The sequence below is a fragment of the Variovorax sp. MSC1_012 genome (assembly GCF_023667525.1).
GTDB classification, from domain to species: domain Bacteria; phylum Pseudomonadota; class Gammaproteobacteria; order Burkholderiales; family Burkholderiaceae_C; genus Variovorax; species Variovorax beijingensis_B.
Genome location: NZ_CM174443.1, coordinates 1688326 through 1710233, shown reverse-complemented (window position 1 = coordinate 1710233; position 21908 = coordinate 1688326). Strand labels below are relative to the sequence as shown.

General features: G+C 67.0%; 19 protein-coding genes. 16 read left to right on the top strand and 3 right to left on the bottom strand.

Annotation, left to right across the window (positions count from 1 at the left end; genetic code table 11):
- The first annotated feature begins 2 nt into the window (after positions 1-2).
- The 15 genes from L1081_RS08080 to L1081_RS08010 all read left to right on the top strand — a co-directional run bounded on the left by L1081_RS08080 (position 3) and on the right by L1081_RS08010 (position 17827).
- Positions 3-1328 (top strand): ABC transporter permease subunit, encoded by a 1326-nt coding sequence (locus tag L1081_RS08080; protein ID WP_489415966.1) that lies wholly within the window; start codon positions 3-5, stop codon positions 1326-1328.
- Positions 1328-2104, top strand: a complete 777-nt coding sequence (locus tag L1081_RS08075; RefSeq protein WP_489415965.1) for an ATP-binding cassette domain-containing protein — start codon at positions 1328-1330, stop codon at positions 2102-2104. Before L1081_RS08080 ends, L1081_RS08075 begins: the two co-directional genes overlap by 1 nt.
- A gap of 349 nt (positions 2105-2453) precedes the next feature.
- Positions 2454-3149: an ATP-binding cassette domain-containing protein gene (locus L1081_RS08070; protein ID WP_489415964.1), complete on the top strand. Its 696-nt coding sequence runs from the start codon at positions 2454-2456 to the stop codon at positions 3147-3149.
- Between the two features lie 152 nt (positions 3150-3301).
- Positions 3302-5407 carry a 3-hydroxyacyl-CoA dehydrogenase NAD-binding domain-containing protein gene (locus tag L1081_RS08065; protein WP_489415963.1) on the top strand — a complete coding sequence of 702 codons (2106 nt, stop codon included), beginning with the start codon at positions 3302-3304 and terminating at the stop codon, positions 5405-5407.
- Between the two features lie 23 nt (positions 5408-5430).
- Positions 5431-6906 carry a M20 family peptidase gene (locus L1081_RS08060; protein ID WP_489415962.1) on the top strand — a complete coding sequence of 492 codons (1476 nt, stop codon included), beginning with the start codon at positions 5431-5433 and terminating at the stop codon, positions 6904-6906.
- Between the two features lie 43 nt (positions 6907-6949).
- Positions 6950-8125, top strand: coding sequence for an acetyl-CoA C-acyltransferase (locus L1081_RS08055; protein ID WP_489415961.1), 1176 nt, complete (start codon positions 6950-6952; stop codon positions 8123-8125).
- Between the two features lie 170 nt (positions 8126-8295).
- Positions 8296-10149 (top strand): acyl-CoA dehydrogenase C-terminal domain-containing protein, encoded by a 1854-nt coding sequence (locus tag L1081_RS08050; protein WP_489415960.1) that lies wholly within the window; start codon positions 8296-8298, stop codon positions 10147-10149.
- A gap of 2 nt (positions 10150-10151) precedes the next feature.
- Positions 10152-10388, top strand: coding sequence for a hypothetical protein (locus L1081_RS08045; RefSeq protein WP_319432532.1), 237 nt, complete (start codon positions 10152-10154; stop codon positions 10386-10388).
- 18 nt (positions 10389-10406) lie between these two features.
- On the top strand, positions 10407-11807 hold the full coding sequence (locus tag L1081_RS08040) for a DUF2252 family protein (protein ID WP_489415959.1): 1401 nt from the start codon (positions 10407-10409) through the stop codon (positions 11805-11807).
- Positions 11808-11856: 49 nt separating this feature from the next.
- Positions 11857-12651, top strand: coding sequence for an SDR family NAD(P)-dependent oxidoreductase (locus tag L1081_RS08035; RefSeq protein ID WP_489415958.1), 795 nt, complete (start codon positions 11857-11859; stop codon positions 12649-12651).
- Between the two features lies 1 nt (position 12652).
- On the top strand, positions 12653-13114 hold the full coding sequence (locus tag L1081_RS08030; protein ID WP_489415957.1) for a hotdog fold thioesterase: 462 nt from the start codon (positions 12653-12655) through the stop codon (positions 13112-13114).
- 22 nt (positions 13115-13136) lie between these two features.
- On the top strand, positions 13137-14153 hold the full coding sequence (locus tag L1081_RS08025; RefSeq protein ID WP_489415956.1) for a zinc-binding dehydrogenase: 1017 nt from the start codon (positions 13137-13139) through the stop codon (positions 14151-14153).
- A gap of 31 nt (positions 14154-14184) precedes the next feature.
- On the top strand, positions 14185-15825 hold the full coding sequence (locus L1081_RS08020) for an isovaleryl-CoA dehydrogenase (RefSeq protein WP_489415955.1): 1641 nt from the start codon (positions 14185-14187) through the stop codon (positions 15823-15825).
- Between the two features lie 39 nt (positions 15826-15864).
- On the top strand, positions 15865-16803 hold the full coding sequence (locus L1081_RS08015; RefSeq protein WP_489415954.1) for a glutathione S-transferase N-terminal domain-containing protein: 939 nt from the start codon (positions 15865-15867) through the stop codon (positions 16801-16803).
- 118 nt (positions 16804-16921) lie between these two features.
- Entirely contained in the window at positions 16922-17827 is a 906-nt protein-coding gene (locus L1081_RS08010; protein WP_489415953.1) for an SDR family NAD(P)-dependent oxidoreductase, read from the top strand.
- A 33-nt stretch (positions 17828-17860) separates the two neighbouring features.
- Here L1081_RS08010 and L1081_RS08005 read toward each other — a convergent pair whose 3' ends face one another.
- The gene (locus L1081_RS08005; protein ID WP_489415952.1) at positions 17861-18787 is read right to left on the bottom strand and encodes a LysR substrate-binding domain-containing protein; all 927 of its coding nucleotides are present in this window, start codon (positions 18785-18787) and stop codon (positions 17861-17863) included.
- 100 nt (positions 18788-18887) lie between these two features.
- Between L1081_RS08005 and L1081_RS08000 the strand changes: the two genes are divergently transcribed.
- Entirely contained in the window at positions 18888-19607 is a 720-nt protein-coding gene (locus tag L1081_RS08000) for an NAD(P)H-dependent oxidoreductase (RefSeq protein ID WP_489415951.1), read from the top strand.
- Here L1081_RS08000 and L1081_RS07995 read toward each other — a convergent pair.
- Positions 19574-20605, bottom strand: coding sequence for an aldo/keto reductase (locus L1081_RS07995; protein WP_489415950.1), 1032 nt, complete (start codon positions 20603-20605; stop codon positions 19574-19576). The two genes, L1081_RS08000 and L1081_RS07995, sit on opposite strands and share 34 nt — an antisense overlap.
- Positions 20606-20643: 38 nt before the next feature.
- On the bottom strand, positions 20644-21837 hold the full coding sequence (locus L1081_RS07990; protein WP_489415949.1) for an MFS transporter: 1194 nt from the start codon (positions 21835-21837) through the stop codon (positions 20644-20646).
- Between the last annotated feature and the right edge of the window lie 71 nt (positions 21838-21908).

Below are 21908 nucleotides of genomic sequence, written 5' to 3'. Positions count from 1 at the left end.
CCATGACAAGCACAACCACCACGACCACTGCGATCACCACGCAGTACTACCGCTTCAAGCCCTGGAACATCGGCCGCTTCCTGATCTGGTCGCTGTTCGCGATCGTGCTGATCGTCTCGCCGATGCTGTTCAAGAGCAGCCTGGCGCTCACCATGCTCTCGCAGATGGGCTACCTGATCGTCATCTGCCTGAGCTACAACATCCTGCTGGGGCAGGGCGGCATGCTGAGCTTCGGGCATGCCGTGTATGTCGGGCTCGGTTCCTTCCTTGCCATCCACGTGATGAACATGGGCGACAAGGGCGGGCTGCAGATTCCGCTGGTGGCCATTCCGTTGGTGGGCGGCCTGGCCGGCATGTTCTTTGCCATTCTGCTGGGCTTCGTCACGACGAAGAAGTCGGGCACCACCTTCGCGATGATCACGCTGGGCATCGGCGAGCTGGTGGCCTCCATGGCGCTGATGTTCCCGAGCTTCTTCGGCGGCGAGGGGGGCATCACCACCAACCGCGTGTACGGCCCGACCTTCTTCGGCTTCAACTTCGGCCCGCAGATCCAGGTGTACTACCTGATCGCCGCCTACTGCTTCGTCTGCACAGCGCTCATGTATGCCTTCACCGGCACGCCGCTCGGGCGCATGCTGAACGCGGTGCGCGACAACCCGGAGCGCGTGGAGTTCATCGGCTACAACACGCAGCGCGTGCGCTACTTTGCCTTCATCATCGCGGGCTTCTTCGCAGGCATTGGCGGTGGGCTGGCGTCGATCAACTTCGAGATCGTGAACGCGGCCGACAGCCTGAGCGCCATCCGTTCGGGCGGCTACCTGCTGTTCACCTTCCTGGGCGGCGCGGTGTTCTTCTTCGGGCCGATCATCGGCGCGGTGCTGCTGGTGTTCGCCTCGATCCTGCTGTCGGAGCTCTCGAAGGCCTGGCAGCTCTACTTCGGCCTGGTGTTCGTGTTCATGGTGATGTTCGCACCCGGCGGCATCGCCAGCCTGGTGATGATGAACCTGCGGGTCGCCAAGTTCGGCAAGTTCAACCGTTTCTGGCTGCTGTACATCGCGCTGGCCGTGGCGCTGGTGCCGGTGGTGGTGGGCGCCGCCGCGCTGATCGAGATGATCTATCACATCCAGCTCAATGCGGCGCTCGGGCCTAACCTGAACTTCTTCGGCATGGCGCTGGACACCTCGGGTGCGACCAGCTGGCTCGGCGCCGCCGCGATCCTGGCCGTGGGCCTGGCTGCGCTGGAGGTGGCGCGCCGCCGCTTCGTGCGTGTCTGGGGCCAGGCGCAGGAAGAGATCGAAGCAGAAATCAAGCGCCGGGAGGCTGCGTAATGAGCGCGCAATTCGCATTGGAACTGAAGTCGCTGCGCAAGAATTTCGGCAAGACCGAGATCATCCGCGGCGTGGACCTGGCCGTGAGGGCCGGGGAACGCGTGGCCATCATCGGCCCGAACGGGGCGGGCAAGTCGACGCTGTTCAACCTGATCAGCGGGCGGCTCGCACCCACCAGCGGCGAGGTGCTGCTGAACGGCCAGCGCATCGACGGCAAGAAGCCCTACGAGATCAACCGGCTGGGCCTGTCGCGCAGCTTCCAGATCACCAACATCTTCCCAAAGCTCAGCGTGTTCGAGAACCTGCGCTGCGGGGTGCTGTGGAGCCTGGGCTACCGCTACACCTTCCTGCGCTTTCTCTCGAACCTGGACGACGCCAATGCGCGCACCGAAGAGCTCATGAAGCAGATCGGCCTGCAGCGCAAGCGCGACGTGCACGCGGTGAACCTCACCTATGCGGAGCAGCGCGCGCTGGAGATCGGCGTGACCATCGCGGGCGGCGCCGGCGTCATTCTTCTGGACGAGCCCACGGCCGGCATGAGCAAGACCGAGACGGCGCACTTCATCTCGCTGATCAAGCACGTGACGGTCGGCAAGACGCTGCTGACGGTGGAGCACGACATGGGCGTGGTCTTCGGGCTGGCCGACAAGATCGCGGTGGTGGTGTATGGCGAGGTCATCGCCTTCGACACGCCGGCCGCGGTTCGTGCCAATGCGCGCGTTCAGGAGGCGTATCTGGGGTCTTCGGTCGCCGATGCACAAGGGGCGGGGCACTGATGACAATCCGCTCTTCTTTGCGTCGCGTTGTTCGTCGTTCGGGGCGCGATCCCGCCGACGGGGTGCCTTGCTCCGCGAATGTCCCCCGGCCTTCGGCCTCCTCCTTGATTTCGCTGCGCAAGGCACCCCATCGGCGTGATCGTTGGTCAGAGCGGCGGGTAATCAGCCGCACACCAGCCGCGTATCCCAGTGCACAGGGCATCGGGTGCTCCCCGCAGCGAAATAAAGGAGGAGGCGAAGCCGGGGGACATTCGCGGAGGGGAGTGCCCGGTGGCCTGTGCACGCGCCCTGAGCAACAGCGCTCGAACACACGCAATCCGCAACAACAACGTGCCGCGAGCCAACTGACATGCTGAAGCTTCACGACATCCACGCCTACTACGGCAAGAGCCATGTGCTGCATGGCGTTTCCTTCAACGTCGGCGCCGGTGAAATCGTCGCGCTGCTGGGCCGCAACGGCTCGGGCCGCTCGACCACCGCCAAGGCCATCATGGGCCTGGTGCACGCCGAGGGCACGCTGCGCTGGAAGGACCAGGACATCCTGCGCAGGAAGGCCTACGAGATCGCGCACCTGGGCATCGGCTACGTGCCCGAGAACCGCGAGATCTTTCCCAAGCTCACGGTGCACCAGAACCTGCTCTTGGGCCAGAAGGGCTCGGGCAAGGGAAGCCGCTGGTCCTTCGACGACATGTACGGCATGTTCCCGCGCCTGAAGGAGCGCCAGCACACCGAGGCCGGAGTGCTTTCGGGCGGCGAACAGCAGATGCTCACGCTGTGCCGCACACTCATGGGCGACCCCGACCTGATCATCATCGACGAGCCCACCGAAGGCCTCGCGCCCAAGATCGTCGAGCTGGTGGGGCAGTACCTGAAGACGCTCAAGGACAAGGGCATCTCGGTGCTGCTGATCGAGCAGAAGCTGACCATCGCGATGCAGATCTCGGACCGTGCGCTCGTCATGGGCCACGGCAGCATCGTGTTCGACGGCACGCCGGACAGCCTGCGTGCGGACGCAACTACTCGCAAAGAGTGGCTCGAGGTCTGAAGAAGCCCTCCAGGGATCCGGGCCGCGCCCCGGATCCTCTTGTCCCAACAGCGACTGCGTGCCATTGTTGAGCCACGCCAAACGCCTAGAATCTCTCGAAAAAGAACACTCGTGCTTTTTCTTCTTTTTCTTCACACACCAAGGAACGCAGCATGACGGCTGAATACAAAGTGCTCGGCGATGTCGCCGTGATCACACTGACCAACCCGCCGGTCAACGGTCTCGGTTTCTCGACCCGCATCGGCATCACCGATGGGCTCGCGAAGGCCAACGCCGATGATGCCGTCAAGGCCATCGTCATCACCGGCGCCGGCAAGGCGTTCTCGGGCGGTGCGGACATCAAGGAATTCGGCACGCCCAAGGCGCTGCAGGAGCCCAACCTGCTGAGCGTGATCCTCGCGCTCGAGGCTTCGCCCAAGCCGATCGTCGCGGCGATCCATTCGGTCTGCATGGGCGGCGGGCTCGAACTGGCGCTCGGCTGCCACTACCGCGTGGCGGCGCCCGGCACCAGCATTGCGCTGCCCGAGGTCAAGCTGGGCCTGATTCCCGGCGCCGGCGGCACGCAGCGCCTGCCGCGTGTGCTGGGCGTGGAAACCGCGCTCAACATGATCGTGAGCGGCGAGCCCGTCAAGAGCGAACTGCTCGCCAGCCTGCCGGGCCAGAAGCTGTTCGACAAGCTCGCGGCCTCGCCCGAATCGGTGTTCGAGGAGGCCGTTGCATTCGCCAAGAGCGTCGCGGGCAAGACCGGCGAAGCGCTGCCGCTGGTGCGCAACCTGCCGTGCAAGCACCCGCAGGGCGATGCCTACTTCCAGTTCGCAAAGAACATGGTCGGCGGCATGTCGAAGAACTACCCGGCGCCGCTCAAGTGCGTCGATGCGGTGCAGGCCGCCACCAAGGTGAAGTTCGACGAAGGCATGGCCGAGGAGCGCCGGATCTTTACCGCGCTGATGTTCACGCCCGAATCGCTGGCGCTGCGCCACCTGTTCATGGCTGAGCGCGCGGCCTCGAAGATCCCCGACGTGCCCGAAGACACGCCCAAGCGCGAGATCAGGTCGGTCGGCGTGATCGGCGCCGGCACCATGGGCGGCGGCATTTCGATGAACTTCCTGAACGCAGGCATCCCCGTCAAGATGCTCGAGATGAAGCAGGAGGCGCTCGACCGCGGCATTGCCACCATCAAGAAGAACTACGAATCCCAGGTCAAGAAGGGCAAGCTCAAGCAGGACAAGTACGAGCAGCGCATGGCGCTCTTGAGCACCACGCTCGACTACAACGATCTGAAGGATGCCGACCTGATCATCGAAGCCGTGTTCGAGGAACTCGGCGTGAAGGAGAAGGTGTTCAAGGAACTCGACCGCGTGGCGAAGAAGGGTGCCATCCTGGCTTCCAACACTTCGACGCTCGACGTCGACAAGATCGCATCGTTCACCCAACGCCCGCAGGACGTGGTTGGCATGCACTTCTTCAGCCCGGCCAACGTGATGAAGCTGCTCGAGGTGGTGCGCGGCAAGGAAACGGCCAAGGATGTTCTCGCCACCGTCATGGACATCGGCAAGAAGATCAGGAAGACGGCCGTGGTCTCGGGCGTGTGCGACGGCTTCATCGGCAACCGCATGATCGAGCAGTACTCGCGCCAGGCGGGCTTCCTGCTGGACGAGGGCGCCACGCCGCAGCAGGTCGACAAGGCGGTCGAGAAGTTCGGCTTTGCCATGGGCCCGTTCCGCATGGGCGACCTGGCCGGCAACGACATCGGCTGGGCCATTCGCAAGCGGCGCGCCGTGGAGCATCCAGACATGAAGTACAGCCGCACGGCCGACAAGCTCTGCGAACTGGGCCGCTTCGGCCAGAAGACCGGGGCAGGGTGGTACGACTACCAGGCCGGCAAGCGCGATGCGATTCCATCGGAGCTGGTCAACAAGATGATCGAGGACCACCGCAAGGAACTGGGCATCACGCCGCGCAAGATTTCCGATGAAGAGATCGTGCAGCGCCTGGTCTATGCACTGATCAATGAAGGCGCGCACATCCTGGAGGATGGCATTGCCTCGAAGTCCGGCGACATCGACATGGTGTACCTCACCGGCTATGGCTTTCCGATCTGGCGCGGCGGCCCGATGCACTACGCGTCGCAGGTCGGCCTGTACAACGTGGCCGAAACCATGAAGCGCTTTGCGAAGAATCCGCGCGACGATGCCGAGTTCTGGCAGCCCGCGCCGCTGATCCAGAAGCTGGTCGCCGAAGGCAAGCAGTTCGGCTGATCGCGACGGGACACCGACCGCCCATGTTGAAACGCATCTTTCTCGGGCTGCTGCTGGTGCTGCTGGCACTGGCGGCGGCCGTGGCGGTCAAGACCTGGACCACGCCATCGCAGCAGCTGGCGGTGGCATCCGCACCCAAGCTGGACATCGACCTGCAGGCGGCCGCGAAGCGGCTGTCCGCGGGGATCACGTTCCGCACGGTGTCCAGCCTCGACGACCCGGCCGCGAATCTGGCCGAGTTCGACAGGCTGCATGCCTACCTCGCGCAGCAGTTCCCCAAGCTCCACGCCACCCTCAAGAAGGAAGTGGTCGGCAACAGGGCGCTGCTCTACACATGGGCCGGCAGCGATCCGCAGGCCAAGCCCGTCGCACTCATGGCGCACCAGGACATGGTGCCGATCGCCCCGGGCACCGAGAAGGCCTGGGCGGTCGACCCCTTCGCGGGCGAGATCAAGGACGGCTTCGTCTGGGGCCGCGGGACGCTCGACAACAAGAGCAACCTGTTCGCGCAGATGGAGGCCATCGAGCTGCTGGTCGCGAGCGGCTTCCAGCCGAGGCAGACCGTCTACCTCGTGATGGGCGACGACGAAGAGGTGAGTGGCCTGCGCGGCGCGCAGCCCATTGCCGAGCTGCTCAAGTCGCGCAACGTGCGGCTCGACTGGGTGCTCGACGAGGGCCTCCTGATCCTCGACGGCGTGCTGCCCGGCCTGTCGAAGCCCGCGGCGCTCATCGGCCTGGCCGAGAAGGGCTACGGCACCTTCTTTCTCTCGCTCGACACCGCGCCCGGCCATTCGTCGATGCCGCCGCAGCGCAGCGCCATCGGCAGCATGAGCGCGGCGCTTGCGCGGCTCGAAGCCAACCCGATGCCCGGCGGCATCAAGGGCGTGGCCGCACAGATGTTCGGCGCGCTCGCACCCGAGATGGGCGGCGTCAACCGCGTGATGCTCTCCAACCTGTGGCTCACCGAGCCGCTGGTGCGCGGCCAGCTCGAAAAAAGCCCAAGCAGCAACGCGATGCTGCGCACGACCACCGCGCTCACCATCGTGCGCGCCGGCAACAAGGACAACGTGCTGCCCGGCCGCGCCGAGGCGGCGGTCAACTTCCGCATCCTGCCGGGCGACACCATCGACAGCGTGGAAGCCCACTTGCGCAAGACGCTCGGCAACGACGAGATCAAGATCAAGCGCTATCCGGGCAACTCGGAGCCGTCGCCCGTCTCGCCGATCGACAGCACGGGCTACCGCGCGATCCAGCAGGCGGTGCGGCAGTCGTTTCCCGATGTCGTGGTCGCGCCCGGCCTCATGACGGCCGCCACCGACTCGCGCCACTTCAGCCTGGTGAGCGACGCGGTCTTCCGCTTCTCGCCGTTGCGCATGAAGGGCGAGGACCTCGCGCGCTTCCACGGCAACAACGAGCGCGTCTCCATCGCCAACTACGGCGAGATGATCGGCTTCTATCACCAGCTCCTGCGCAACGGCAATGCTGCGCCGGCGCAATAACGACCACAACCCTCTTTCCCTTCCATCTTCAAAGGACCTCACCATGACCAGCGCCGTCATCGTTTCCACCGCCCGCACGCCGCTCGCGAAGAGTTGGAAGGGTGCCTTCAACATGACGCACGGCGCCACGCTCGGCGGCCATGCCGTGCAGCACGCCATCGCGCGCGCCGGCATCGAAGCCGCCGAGGTCGACGACGTCATCATGGGCTGCGCCACGCCCGAAGGCGCCACCGGCTCCAACATCGCGCGCCAGATCGCGCTGCGCGCCGGCTGCCCGGTCACCACCTCGGGCATGACGATCAACCGCTTCTGCTCGTCGGGCCTGCAGACCATCGCCACCGCCGCCCAGCGCATCATCGCGGGCGAGGGCGAGGTGTACGTGGCCGGCGGCGTGGAGAGCATCTCCTGCGTGCAGAACGAAGCCAACAAGCACATGCTGGCCGACCCCTGGCTCGTGAAGCACAAGCCCGAGATCTACTGGAACATGCTGCAGACGGCCGAGCAGGTGGCCAAGCGCTACAACATCGGCCGCGACGCCATGGACGAGTACGGCGCCGCCAGCCAGCAGAAGGCCACCGCCGCGCTCGAGGCCGGCCGCTTCAAGGACGAGATCGCGCCGATCACCGTGCTGGCCGGCGTGGCCGACCCCGTGATGGGCCTGCGCACCAAGGAAGTCACCGTCGAGAACGACGAAGGCATCCGCCCCGGCACCACCAAGGAAGGCATCAGCGGCATCCGCCCGGCCATTCCCGGCGGCCTCATTTCGGCCGGCAATGCCAGCCAGTTCTCCGACGGCGGCGGCGCCTGCGTGGTGGTCGACGAGAAGTATGCGCAGCAGAAGGGCCTGAAGCCGCTCGGCCGCTTCCTCGGCTTTGCCGTGGCTGGCTGCGAGCCCGACGAAATGGGCATCGGCCCGGTGTTCGCGATTCCGAAGGTGCTCAAGCGACTGGGCCTCACGGTCAACGACATCGACCTGTGGGAGCTCAACGAGGCCTTCGCGGTGCAGGTGATCTACTGCCGTGACAAGCTCGGCATTCCAGGCGATCGCCTGAACGTGGACGGCGGCGCCATTGCCGTGGGCCACCCGTACGGCGTGAGCGGCCAGCGTCTCACGGGCCACGCGCTCATCGAAGGCAAGCGCCGCGGCGCCAAGAAGGTGCTGGTCACGATGTGCATCGGCGGCGGCATGGGTGCTGCGGGCGTGTTCGAAATCATCTGACTCTCCCCCAGTCTGCGGCGCACTTCGTGTCGCCTCCGCCAACCCCCTTCCGGGGGCAACACCGGCGGACCGGCTGAGCCGGTTCCGCGGTGTTTCACGAACGGGCCTGGCTTTGCCGGCCGACGAGTGCTACCGGTCGAAGCCGGTAGCCTCAACATCACGATTCGATCATGAGCCTGCGTCCCACACTCGACTTCCTGCTTTATGACTGGCTCGACGCGGAATCGCTGAGCCAGCGCGAGCGTTTCTCAGACCACTCGCGCGAAACCTTCGATGCGGTGCTCGACACCTGCGAGCGCATTGCGCGCGAGAAGTACGCGCCGGCCAATCGCATCGTCGACACGCAGGAGCCGCACTTCGATGGCGAGAAGGTCGTGCTGCCGCAGGCCACGCATGATGCGCACAAGGCCTTTGTCGAATCGGGAATGATGAGCGCGGCGCAGGACTACGACATCGGCGGCATGCAACTGCCCTACACGCTGCAGGCCGCGGCCAACAGCTTCTTCGCGATGGCCTCGGTCAGCATCGGCTCCAACATGCTCACGAGCGGCAACGCCAACCTGCTGATGGTGCATGGCACCGAGATGCAGAAGGAAGTGTTCGCCAAGAACGAATTCTCGGGGCGCTGGGCCGGCACCATGTGCCTGTCCGAGCCGCAGGCCGGCTCGTCGCTGAGCGACGTGGCCACGCGCGCCGTGCCCGATGGCGACGACTACCAGGGCGATCCGCTCGGGCCGCGCTATCGGCTCACCGGCAACAAGATGTGGATCTCGGCGGGCGACCACGAGCTCACCGAGAACATCGTGCACATCGTGCTCGCGAAGATTCCGGACGCGAACGGCAAGCTGGTGCCGGGCACGCGCGGGATTTCGCTGTTCATCGTGCCGAAGCGCATGGTGAATACCCAAGGCGAGCTGACCGGCGAGCGCAACGACGTCGCATTGGCAGGCCTCAACCACAAGCTCGGCTGGCGCGGCACCACCAACACGCTGCTGAACTTCGGCGAAGGCAAGTACCCGGTCGGCGGCAAGGCTGGTGCGGTAGGCTACCTGGTCGGCGAGCCCGGCAAGGGGCTGCACTGCATGTTCCACATGATGAACGAGGCGCGCATCGGCGTCGGCACGGCCGCCACCATGCTGGGCATGGCGGGCTACCACGCCTCGCTCGATTATGCGAAGACGCGGCCGCAGGGCCGGCTCGTGAAGAAGGCGCAGCAGCCCGGCACGGCGGTCGCCAAGGACTCGGCCAGCCCGCAGGTGCGCATCATCGAGCATGCCGATGTGCGCCGCATGCTGCTCGCGCAGAAGGCGTACTGCGAAGGCGCGCTGGCGTTGGAGCTGTACTGCGCGCGGCTGGTCGACGAACAGAAGACCGGCAACGCGCAGGCCGCGGACGACGCGCGCCTTTTGCTCGAAGTGCTCACGCCCATTGCCAAGAGCTGGCCCAGCGAGTGGTGCCTGGAGGCCAATTCGCTGGCCATCCAGGTGCATGGCGGCTACGGCTACACGCGCGATTTTCCGGTGGAGCAGTACTGGCGCGACAACCGCCTGAACATGATCCACGAGGGCACGCACGGCATCCAGGCGGCCGACCTGCTGGGCCGCAAGGTGCTGATGGAAAAGGGCCGCGGCCTGCAGCTGCTGGGCGGGCGCATTGCCGAAACCATCGGCCACGCGGCCAAGGTGCCCGCGCTCGCGGCGCATGCCAGGGCGCTGGAGGCCGCATGGCAGCGCATCGTCAGCGCCACCGAGGCCGCCTGGTCCACCGGCGACCCGGCCGACGCGCTGGCCAACGCCGTGCCCTACATGCAAGCCTTCGGCCACACCGTGCTGGCCTGGATCTGGCTGGACGTGGCGCGGCGGGCGCTCGAGATCGATGCGGACAAGGCGAGGGCGGTAACAGCTGGCAAGATAGGCGCCACGGACTACTTCTTCCACTACGAGCTGCCGAAAATCGGTGCCTGGCTCAACGTGGTCGAGAGCCGCGACCCTACCTGTACCGCATTGCCCGAGGACGCTTTTTGACAATGGCCAACGCCGCTCCCAACAACACGCCCAATCCCGTCAAGCCGCCGAAGCCGCATGCGCGGCTCGAAAAGTGGATATGGATCCTGATCTACGGCGGCCTGTTTCTCGTGATTCTCGGCATTGCCACGGGCCGCACCGAGCCGGCGCTCGGCTGGTCGATGGCCGTGCCTGGCGCCGTGGTCGCACTGGTGGGCTTCGTGCTCATCTACGTGCGCTCGCGCCTCGACGACAAGTAGGCAGGAAGCGCCTGGCCCATGAAGCCTGAACCCCGCGCGCCCGACGCCAAGGCCTCGCCGGCCGACCGGCGCGCATTCGGCCGCGCACAGCGTGCCCGTTGCGCGCTCGACCAATGGGCGGATGCGCCCAAGCCCGACGCGGCCGGCCGCGATCCGCTCGGATGGCTGAAGACCTCCAATCGCGGCCGGGTGCCCGAACTGGTGCCGGTGCGCCACGGCCGCATGCTGGCCACTCCGTTCACCTTCTACCGCGGCGCCGCCAGCCTGATGGCCAACGACCTGGCAAGGCTGCCGCACAGCGGCATCGCGACGCAGCTGTGCGGCGATGCGCACCTCGCGAACTTCGGCTTCTTCGCCAGCCCCGAGCGCTCCCTCGTCTTCGACATCAACGACTTCGACGAAACCCTGCAGGGTCCCTTCGACTGGGATGTGCGCCGGCTCGCCACCTCGTTCGTCGTGGCTGCGCGCGATCTGGGCTTCAAGCCGCGCGTCGGGCGCGACGCGGTGCGGCAAATGGCCGAGGCGTACCGCGATCGCATGCGCCGCTTTGCGCGGATGGATACGCTGGATGCCTGGTACGCACGCCTCACCTCGCAAACGCTGCTGAAGCTCGGGGCCGAGGATGCGACCGAGCTCGCGGTCATCAAGAAGGCCCGGCGCAGCACCTCGCGCGTGTTTGCCGAAGAGGCGACCGAGATGGTTCAGGGCCGTCTCATGGTGCGCGACCGGCCGCCGTTCGTGTACCACGACGCCAAGGCCACCGCGCGAGAGATCGGCCGCTTTCGCGCCGGGTTGCCGGCGTTCCTGGCGCAATACCGCGCAAGCCTGGCGCCCGAGCGCCAGCGGCTGTTCGACCGCTACGAGCTGCACGACGTTGCGGTGCTGACGCCCGGTATCGGCTCGGTGGGCCGGCGCTGCTTCCTGTTGCTGCTGGTGGCCGACCAGATCCACCCCCTGTTCCTTCAGTGCAAGGAAGCCGGCGAATCGGTGCTGCAAGCCCACCTGGGCGTGGCGCCGGATACAGGCTCGCCGGGCCAGCGCGTGGTGCAGGGGCAGCGACTGGCGCAAGCCGCCAGCGACGTTTTCCTCGGCTGGGTCGAGGCGCAGCAGGGCGGACGCGGCTTCTATGTGCGCCAGTTGCGCGACATGAAGGCTTCCTACAAGGTCGAAGACTTCAAGCCGGTCGACCTCGCCGAGTTTGCCGAAGCCTGCGGCTACAGCCTGGCGCGCGCGCACGCCAAGGGTGGCGACGCCTGGGCCATCGCCGGCTACCTCGGGCGCTCCAGGACCTTCAATACTGCGCTTGCGGACTTTGCCGAGGCCTATGCCGATGTCAACCTGGCTGACTGGCGCCTGCTGAAAAAAGCAGTGGCGTCGGGCAAGGTCGCGGCGGTCGAGGCCGCCAGCGCCGATTTGTAGCGGCCTCGGACCGCGAACCTTCTTTTCCATCGACTCCGGAGACACAGACATGACACCCCGCACCACCAGGCAACTCTTCGACCTCAGCGGCAAGACCGCCCTCATCACCGGCGGCTCGCGCGGCCTGGGCCTGCAGATGGCGCATGCGCTCGGCGAGGCCGGCGCGAAGATCATGCTGAGCTCGCGCAAGGCTGACGACCTGGAGCAGGCCGCGGCCGAACTGCAATCGGCCGGCATCGACGCGCGCTGGATCGCGGCCGACTGCTCGAAGGAAGAAGACACGCGCCGCCTGGCCGACGAGATGCTGCAGCGCATGGGCGCGATCGACATCCTCGTGAACAACGCGGGCGCCAGCTGGGGCGCGCCGGCCGAGAGCCATCCGGTCGAGGCCTGGGACAAGGTGATGAACCTCAATGTGCGCGGCTATTTCATCCTGTCGCAGCATGTCGCCAACGGCTACATGATCCCGAAGAAGACGGGCCGCATCATCAACATCGCGTCGATCGCGGGCCTCAACGGCAACCCGCCCGAGATGCAGACGCTGGCCTACAACACCTCGAAGACGGCAGTGATCGGCTTCACGCGCACGCTGGCCGCCGAATGGGGCAAGTACAACATCAACGTGAACGCGATCTGCCCGGGCTTCTTCATGACCAAGATGGCGGCCGGCCTGATCAAGTCGCTCGGGGAGGAAAAGATGGCCTCGCATGCGCCGCTCGGGCGGCTTGGCGACGACGAAGACCTGAAGGGGCTCACGCTGCTGTACGCGAGCGATGCCGGCAAGCACATCACGGGGCAGTGGCTGGCTGTGGACGGCGGCGTGAGCGTGGTCCTCGGTGCATGAAATGACTGAAGATTCCAGCGACCTCAACATCCGCTCCTACACGAGCCAGATCCCGTTCGCGCGGCACCTGGGCTTCGAGCTCACGAAGTTCGAGGGCGGCGAGTCCGAGATCATCTACACCGCCAAGCCCGAACACCTCAACACCTTCGACGTGACGCACGGCGGCGCCTGCATGACGCTGCTCGACATCACCATGGCAGCAGCGGCACGCAGCGTGGCGCCCGAGACGGGCGTGGTCACCATCGAGATGAAGACCAGCTTCATGCAGCCCTCGGTCGGGCCGCTGCATGCGCGCGGCACGCTGATCCACCGCACTGCGACGCTGGCCTTCACCGAAGCCAAGATCTACGACGAACTGGAGCGCGTGTGCGCGCACGCCACTGGCACCTTCAAGTACGTGAAGCGCCGCCTGCCCACAGGCCCCGCGAGCGCCAACGCGATGCGCCCGCCTTCCACCGATTAATTGCATTCCTCCGGAGACACCCATGCCTGCCAACAAACAGATCCACCTCGACAACCGCCCCGATGGCGAAGCCGTTGCCGGCAACTTCAAGCTGGTGACCGCCGAGACGCCCGCGCTCAAGGACAACCAGGTGCTGGTGCGCCACCACTACATGAGCCTCGACCCGTACATGCGCGGGCGCATGAACGATTCCAAGAGCTACGCCCAGCCACAGCCGCTGGGCCAGGTCATGCAGGGCGGCACGGCCGGCGAAGTGGTGGAGAGCAAGCACCCCAAGTACGCGGTCGGCGACAAGGTGGTGGGCTTCGGCGGCTGGCAGGAATACAGCGTGGTCGATGCCTCGCAGCCCGGTGCGCTCAAGAAGGTCGACACCACGCAGGTGCCGCTGTCGCACTACCTCGGCGCTGTCGGCATGCCGGGCGTTACGGCCTGGTACGGCCTCGTGAAGATCATCGCGCCGAAGGCTGGCGAGACGATGGTCGTCACGGCCGCCAGCGGCGCGGTCGGCAGCGCGTTCGGTGCATTGGCCAAGGCGCGCGGCTGCCGCGTGGTGGGCATCGCGGGCGGGCCGGACAAGTGCAAGTACGTGACCGACGAGCTCGGCTTCGATGCCTGCATCGACTACCGCCAGCATCCCGACGTGAAGAGCATGAGCGCCGCGCTCAAGGAAGCCTGCCCTGACGGCATCGACGGCTACTTCGAGAACGTGGGCGGCTACATCTTCGACGCCGTGCTGCTGCGCGCCAACGCCTTCTCGCGCGTGGCGCTGTGCGGAATGATCGCGGGCTACGACGGCCAGCCGCTGCCGCTTGCGAACCCGGCGCTGATCCTCATCAACCGCATGAAGATCGAAGGCTTCATCGTGAGCGAGCACATGGAGGTGTGGCCCGAGGCGCTGGCCGAGCTCGGTGCGCTGGTGGCCAGCGGCAAGCTCAGGCCGCGCGAGTCGGTGGCGCAAGGCATCGAGGCTGCCCCTGAGGCCTTCCTGGGTTTGCTCAAGGGCAAGAATTTCGGCAAGCAGTTGGTCAAGCTGATCTGAATGCGCTGAACGCGCGGCAAAGGAGCCGGCCATGGAAACGACGCACGAGGTGTTCAACCAGCCCGAGCCGCTGGTGGGCTACAACCTCTTCGAAACCAACCGGCCCCTGCGCGATGCGTTGAAGTTCAATGCGCCGCAACTGCAGGTGGCGCAGTTGCAGGAGCTGGGGGGTACACTCGGCTCGGCCGAGATGCAGGCGCATGCGCGGCTCGCCAACGTCCACCCGCCTGAACTGCGCACGCACGACCGCTTCGGGCGACGCATCGACGAGGTGGAGTTTCATCCGAGCTATCACGTGCTCATGGCCGCCGCTGTGGGCGCGGGCCTGCACGGTACGCCCTGGACAGGCACTTCCGCTTCCCCGCACGTGCTGCGGGCGGCAGGCTTCATGCTCTTCACCGAGCTGGAGCCATCGATCCTTTGCCCGGTCTCGATGACCTACGCGGCCACGCCCGCGCTGCGCGGCAATGCCGCCGTGTACGCCGATTGGGGCCCGAAGCTCGGCAGCCTCTGGTACGACCCGGCGCTTGTGTTGTTCAAGGACAAGCCCGGCCTGACCATGGGCATGGGCATGACCGAGAAGCAGGGCGGCTCCGACGTGCGCGCCAACACCACCAAGGCGGTGCACGATGGCAGCGACGCCTGGGGCGAGCGCTACGCGATCACCGGCCACAAGTGGTTCTTCTCGGCGCCGATGTGCGATGCCTTCCTCGTGCTCGCGCAGGCGCCCGCCGGCCTGAGCTGCTTCTTCCTGCCGCGCGTGCTGCCCGACGGAACGCGCAACGCCATCCACATCCAGCGCCTGAAGGACAAGCTCGGCAACAAGGCCAACGCGAGCTCCGAGGTCGAGTTCCACGGCGCCAGCGCATGGCTCGTGGGCGAAGAGGGGCGCGGCATTCCGCAGATCCTCGAGATGGGCACCATGACCCGGCTCGACTGCGCGCTGGGCACCAGCGGCCTGATGCGGCAGGCGCTGGGCATCGCGCTCAACCACGCGAGCCAGCGCATGGCCTTCGGCAAGCCGCTGATCGAGCAGCCGCTCATGAAGAGCGTGCTGGCCGACCTTGCGCTCGAAAGCGAGGCCTCCACGGCGCTGGCCATTCGCCTCGCGCACGCCTTCGACCAGCAGGCCGACGAGCACGAGCGCCTGATGGCGCGCCTGCTCACGCCGGTCGCCAAGTTCTGGATCTGCAAGCGCGGCAGCCACTTCGCCCAGGAAGCCATGGAATGCCTCGGCGGCAACGGCTATGTGGAAGAGGGCGGCGAAGGCATCATGGCCCGCATCTACCGCGAGATGCCGCTCAACTCGATCTGGGAAGGTGCCGGCAACATCATGGCGCTCGACCTGTTGCGCGGCCTGCGCAAGGGCGATGCGGTGGCGGCACTCGCGAAAGAGCTGGCGCCCGCGCGCGGCCAGCATGCGGCGCTCGACCGCCTGGCCGGCGCGCTGCCGGCACGCATCGAAGCCATGGCTTCCGAGGCCGAGGCGCGACGCCTCGCGCAGGACGTGGCCCTGGCGGTGCAGGCGGCATTGCTTGCACAGACCGCGCCGCCGGCCGTCGTGGGCGCCTTCTGCGCATCGCGGTTGGGCGGCGACTGGGGCAATGCCTTCGGCACGCTGGGCGCGGGCACCGATTTCGACTCGATCATCGAGCGTGCGCAGCCGCGCTGAACTCCGCTCCACAACACTTCATCCACGGGAAACCAGCACATGGCCGAACTCATCCTGCACCACTACAACACCTCGCCGTTCTCCGAGAAGGTGCGGCTCATCCTCGGCGCCAAGAAGCTGGCGTGGAAGTCCGTGCTCATTCCTCCCGTCATGCCCAAGCCCGATGTGGAGGTGCTCACGGGCGGCTACCGCAAGACGCCGTTCCTGCAGATCGGCGCCGACATCTACTGCGACAGCGCGCTGATCGCCGATGTGCTCGAGCACCTGCAGCCTGAAGCCACGCTCTACCCCGAGCCCGAGAAGGGCATGTCGCGCATCCTCGCGCAATGGGCCGACACCACCCTGTTCTGGGCCGCCATGGCGTGGAGCATGCAGCCCCGGGGCGCGGCCGAGATTTTTGCCAAGGCGCCGCCTGAGGCCGCCAAGGCCTTCGGCGAAGACCGCGCGAAGATGAGCACGGGCAACATGACGCGGCTGCGCCCGGCCGACGCCACCAGCGCCTACAAGTCGTACCTGCGCCGCCTGTCCGACATGCTCGACGACAAGCCCTACCTGCTCGGCGAGGTGCCGTGCATTGCCGACTTCTCGGCCTACCACCCGCTCTGGTACACGCGCCGCATCGACTCGGTGCGCGGCATCCTCGATCTCACGCCCGCGGTCATCGACTGGATGGACCGCATGGCCGCCATCGGCCATGGCACAACCGAAAAATCCAGCTCGGACGAAGCCATCGCCATCGCCAAGGCCGGCACGCCGCACACGCTGCTGACCGACAGCACCTTCCAGGATGACCACGGCATTGCACTGGGCAGCGCGGTCACCGTTCGCGCCGAGAGTTTTGGCCTGGAGGAAACCCCCGGCACGCTGGTGGCCGCCACGCGCACGCACTACACGCTGGAGCGCAGCCACGAGCGCGTAGGCACGGTGCACGTGCACTTCCCGCGCATCGGCTACGTGCTGAAGAAAGCAGAGGCCTGAAGAAGAAGCAAAAGCGCCGGCATGGGGCACCTTCGTGACTGCGCCGCGGCGCGTTCCGTATTTCAATAGCGGCTCCAACCTCGGTCAGAGACATTCAACGCAAGAAGGACACCGGCAAATGATTCAGGACTTCAAGGGCAAGACGGCCGTACTCACCGGCGCGGGTTCGGGCTTCGGCCTCGAGTGCGCGCGCATCGGCGCTGCGCGCGGCATGAACCTCGTGCTGGTCGACGTGCAGCAGGACGCGCTAGACAAGGCCCGCGCCGAGATGGAAGCCGCGGGCGCGCAGGTGCTGGCTCGCAAGGTCGACGTGTCGGACGCCGCGCAGATGGAGGCCCTGGCCCTTGCCGTGAAGGAACGCTTCGGCGCGCCGCACTTCGTGTTCAACAACGCCGGCGTGGGCGCGGGCGGACTGGTGTGGGAGAACACCGTGGCCGACTGGGAGTGGGTGCTGGGCGTGGACCTGTGGGGCGTGATCCACGGCGTGCGCCTGTTCACGCCGATGATGCTCGAGGCCGCTGCGAAAGACCCGGCCTACCGCGGCCACATCACCAACACCGCCAGCATGGCCGGTCTGCTCACGCCGCCCAACATGGGCATCTACAACGCCGCCAAGGCTGCGGTGGTGAGCCTGACCGAGACGCTGTACCAGGACCTGACACTGGTCACCGACCAGATCGGTGCGAGCCTCCTGTGCCCGTACTTCGTGCCGACCGGCATTACCAGCAGCGAGCGCAACCGGCCGAATGCGCCCAAGGAAACCGAGCTCACCAGGAGCCAGCTGATCGGCCAGGCCATGAGCAACAAGGCGGTGAGCAGCGGCAAGATCACGGCGGCCGAGGTGGCGGCAAAGGTGTTCGATGCCATCAGCGACAACCAGTTCTACGTGTTCAGCCATCCGAAGGCGCTGGGCAACGTGAGAAGCCGCATGGAGAACATCGTGGCGGTCAAGAACCCGGCCGATCCGTTTCTCGAGCGGCCGGAGATCGGGCAGAAATTGCGGGAGCAGTTGCGCGGGGCGTGAGAGGCTGGCGCCGGGGACGCGCGCGGGTTGGTTTCAGGCCTTCGCAGCCTGCGACGCAATCCACTCCCACACGGCGCGCACGGCTGGCTCCCCTTCATGCCCGGCAGCCACCGCGAGAAAGTAGCTGCCCGTGTCGAGCGCCGGGCCGAAGGGCTGCACCAGCGCGCCACTGCGCAGTTCCTCGGCCGCGAGCGTGAGGCTCAGGAGCGCTACGCCATGGCCGGCGAGCGCGGCAAGGATGGCATGGGTCTCGTCCGAGAACGACAGGCCCGCGGCCTTCATCGACCGGCCCCGCGGCGGCGTGAGGCCGGCTTCCTTGAACCAGCGCGGCCACAGCGCGGGCGCCGCGGCGCCGGGCTGCCAGTCGCAATGGATCAGCTCGTGCTTCGGCAGATCGGCCGCGCGCTTCAGGCCCAGCATCGGGCTGCACAGCGGCGCGTAGCGCTCGGGCATCAGTTCGCGCGACACCAGGCCCGGCCAGTTGCCGCTGCCTGACCGCACGGCAATGTCGGCGCCGCCGCGGGCCAGGTCGACCAGTGTGTCGCTCGCATGCAGTCGCAGCTCGATGCCCGGGCAGGCCTTGCGAAAGGCCGCCATGCGCGGCAGCACCCAGCGGGCCGCGAAGGCGGTGTTGGTGGTGAGCGTGACGGCCTGCGCGGCCGATGGCTGGCGCAGCCTTTCGACGCCGGCCTCCAGCGCGTCGAAGCCCGCGCGCAGGTCGTCGAAGAGCCGCTCGCCCGCAGGCGTCAGCGCGAGCTGCCGCGTGAGCCGGCGAAACAGCGGCCGGCCCAGCGTGTCTTCGAGCGCGCGCACCTGGTGGCTGATGGCCGAGGGCGTGACCGAAAGTTCGAGCGCCGCGCGCTGGAAGCTCAGGTGCGCGGCCGCCGCCTCGAAGGCCCGCAGAGAGAGCAGGGGAGGCAGGCGCCGGGGGCGCCGAACGGATGAGCCAATCTCGTTCATCGATGGAGAAATGATCGTTTGTCGTTAGCTGAGCGCGTCTCTAGATTAGAGACCTGTGCCGCCATTGTGGCAGTGCAAGACAGAACAGAGAAATTCATCCATGAACACAACGAACCTTCTTCACATCGACGCCAGTGCCCGCCCGGGCCGCTCCGGCATCGATCCCCATGGCTCGCACACGCGTCGGCTGTCCGCGCGTTTTGTCGAGCGCTGGCGCGAGGCGCGGCCGAACGACCGCGTTGACTACCTGGACGTGGGCCAGCACCCGCCCGCGCATGTCGATGCCCGCTGGATTCACGCCGCGTTCACCGCGCCCGCCGAGCGCGAACCCTGGATGGCCGACGCGCTGGCCGAGAGCGACCGGCTGGTCGACCAGCTCGTGGCCGCCGACCTGATCGTGGTGGGCCTGCCGATGTACAACTTCAGCGTGCCCGCGCAGTTCAAGGCCTGGATCGACAACATCGTGCGCGTGGGCCGCACCTTCGGCTTCGACCGTGCGCGCGGCGCGGTGCCGTACTGGCCGATGCTCGCCGATGCGGGCAAGCGCATGGTGCTGCTTGGCGCGCGCGGCGACCACGGCTACGACCCGGGTGGACGCATCGCGCACCTGAACCATGCCGAGCGCACGGTGCGGTCGGTGTTCGGCTACATCGGCATCACCGAGGTGTTTGAGGCCGCGGCGGAATGCGACGAGTTCGGCGGCGAGCTGCTGGCCGAGTCGCTGCGGCAGGCCGAGCAGAAGGTCGACGGCCTGGTGGACCAGCTCGCGGCCGAGCCGCGGTCAGCTCAAACGGCCACCGGGCTGCGCTCGGCGAACTGACCGTTCCAGTACGGGTAGTAAGGATAGGGCGGCGTCACCGCGCTGGCCGCATCGAGCCGCTTGATCTGCTCCGCGCTGAGCTGCCAGCCGAGCGCGCCGAGGTTCTGCCTGAGCTGCTCCTCGTTGCGCGCGCCGATCAGCACGCTCGACACGGTGGGCCGCTGCAGCAGCCAGTTGAGCGCGATCTGCGGCAAGGTCTTGCCGGTTTCCTCGGCCACCTGGTCCATCGCATCGACCACGCGGTACAGGCGCTCGTCGTCCACGGGCGGCGCGAAGCCGGCTGTTTCATGCAGGCGGCTGCCGGCGGGCAGCGGCTGGCCGCGGCGAACCTTGCCGGTCAGCCGGCCCCAGCCGAGCGGGCTCCAGACGATGGCGCCCAGGCCCTGGTCCAGGCCCAGCGGCATCAGCTCGAATTCGTAGTCGCGGCCGATCAGCGAGTAGTAGGTCTGGTTGGCCACGAAGCGCTGCAGCCCGAGCCGGTCGGAGGCCGAGAGCGATTTCATCAGCTGCCAGCCCGAGAAGTTGGACGCGCCGATCAGCCGCACCTTGCCCGCGCGCACCAGGTCGTCGAGCGTGTCGAGCACCATCTCGACCGGCGTCATCGCATCGAAGGCGTGCAGCTGCAGGATGTCGATGTAGTCGGTGCCCAGGCGCTTGAGCGCGGCATCGGTCGCGGCGATCAGGTGGTGGCGCGAGGCGCCGACGTCGTTCGGCCCGTCGCCGGCGCGCAGCGCGAGCTTGGTCGAGATGATGGCCTTGTCGCGCCGGCCCTTGAGCGCGGCGCCGAGGATCGATTCCGAAGCGCCGTTCGAATACACGTCGGCCGTGTCGAACAGCGTCACGCCGGCGTCCAGCGCGAGGTCGACGATGCTGCGTGCGCCTTCGACGTCGGTGTTGCCCCAGGCGCTGAAGAGCGGGCCTTGTCCGCCGAAGGTGCCGGCGCCGAAGCCGAGTGCGGGGACCTTGAAGCCGGAGCGGCCGAGAAAGCGTTGTTCCATGATGTTTGTCTTTATGGTCGTTGAAAAAGATGGGGAGTTCAGGCCTGTGCCGACGCGCAATCGGCCGCCTCGGCATTGCGGTTTTCGCGCCGGTCGAGCGAACGACTCCAGAGTGCGATCGCCAGCCCGACGAGCGTGAGCAGCGCGGCCACCCAGCCGAGCGCACGCAGGCCTGGGCCATGGTCGATGACCACACCGCCCACCCAGGCGCCGAGCGCATTGCCCAGGTTGAAGGCCGCGATGTTGAGGCTCGACGCCAGGTTCTGGCCCGCGCCCGAGGCCTTCTCGAGCACGCGCAGCTGCATCGGCGCCACGGTGGCAAACGAAGCGATGCCGAGCAGGCCCACGAACACCACCGCCGCGAACGGCGTTCCGATGGTGAACTGCATCGTGCCGAGCACCGCGGCCAGCGCCACCAGCGTGCCGAGCACGGCGGGCATCGTCGACCTGTCGGCCAGCCTGCCGCCGAGGATGTTGCCCACGGCCAGGCCACCGCCGAACACCAGCAGGATCGGCGACACCGCCGATTCGGACAGGCCCGTGACCTGCGTCAGCAAGGGCTGGATGTAGGTGAACACCGCGAACACGCCCGCAAAACCGAGCACCGTCATCGCCAGGCCGAGCAGCACCTGCGGCCGCGCGAGCACCGCGAGCTCCTCGCGCAGCGGCGCCGGCCTGGCTTCGCCCTTGACGCGGGGCACGAACACGGCAAGCACCGCAAAGGCCAGCACGCCGATCAGCGTCACCGCCCAGAAGGTGGCGCGCCAGCCGTACTGCAGCCCCAGCCAGGCACCGGCCGGCACGCCCAGCAGCGTGGCGGCCGTGAGGCCGGTGAACATGATGGCAATGGCCGAAGCCCGCCGCTCTGGCGCGACGAGCCCGGTGGCCACCACCGAGCCCACGCCGAAGAAGGTGCCGTGCGCGAGCGAGGTGACCACGCGCGCGGCCATCAGCAGCTCGTAGCTGGGCGCGAGCGCACAGGCCAGGTTGCCGAGCGTGAAGATCGCCATCAGCGCGAGCAGCACGGTCTTGCGCGGCAGCTTGCGGGTGGCGATGGTGAGGATCGGTGCGCCCACGGCCACCCCGAGCGCATAGCCCGAAATCAGCAGGCCGGCAGCCGTGATGGAGACGTGCAGATCCGCCGAGACCTGCATCAGCAGGCCCATGATGACGAATTCGGTGGTACCTATTCCGAAGGCACCGGCGGTAAGGGCGAGTAGAGCGATTGGCATGATGCCCTGTACTGTGCGGGCATCCGGACTTGATGACTAGAATGCCGCTGCTACACGCACTTGTGAATTGA